This window comes from Bartonella sp. TT121SHDZB (assembly GCF_042193415.1).
GTDB lineage: Bacteria > Pseudomonadota > Alphaproteobacteria > Rhizobiales > Rhizobiaceae > Bartonella.
This window is the reverse complement of sequence record NZ_JBHILR010000076.1, coordinates 1-591: the sequence shown is the minus strand read 5'-3', so window position 1 is coordinate 591 and position 591 is coordinate 1. Positions and strand designations below refer to the sequence as shown.

General features: G+C 42.5%; 2 protein-coding genes. Both read left to right on the top strand.

Going from position 1 to position 591, the window contains the following annotated elements; genetic code table 11:
• Positions 1-157: toprim domain-containing protein (locus tag ACFIKI_RS08580; RefSeq protein ID WP_375666804.1), on the top strand; the 157-nt coding region annotated here is incomplete at its 5' end.
• A 12-nt stretch (positions 158-169) separates the two neighbouring features.
• Positions 170-591 (top strand): DUF3987 domain-containing protein (locus tag ACFIKI_RS08575; RefSeq protein WP_375666803.1); only part of this gene is annotated, 422 nt, incomplete at its 3' end.

Below are 591 nucleotides of genomic sequence, written 5' to 3'. Positions count from 1 at the left end.
TCCTACAAAAGGGCGTCTCACCATTGCAATGGACGGCGATGATGCGGGTCGTAAAGCAGGTTTTACCCTCGCTGCACATGCCTATAGCCATGGCTTTGAGGTCTTTATCATGCAAGCTCCAAAAGGAACTGATTTTAATAACGTATTACTTTCTTAAAAGAGGGAAACTATGAAAGATAATAATTTACAAAACAATAATAAAAATACTCCCGTCAATGATAACGATAATGTTTCTTTAAATGATAAGACTTGTTTAGAAGCCATTCCTTATAAACAAGCATTGCAACAAAATGGTTGGGGGGAATTAAAGCCTATCATGGCGGCTCTCTTACCCGTCAAGCCTTTTGACCCATTACAGCTCCCCATGCCATTCATGGATTATGTTTATGACGTTTCAGAACGTCAACAAGCCCCTATGGATTTTATTGCTGTCGCTGCTCTCTGTGCCTTGGCTGCTGTCATTGGCAATGGCGTGCGGGTTGCTCCAAAACAACATGATGATTGGACTGTTGTTCCTAATCTCTGGGGCGCTCTGATTGGTCAATCGTCAACATACAAAACACCAGCCATGAAAGCCGCTTTAGCTCCTAT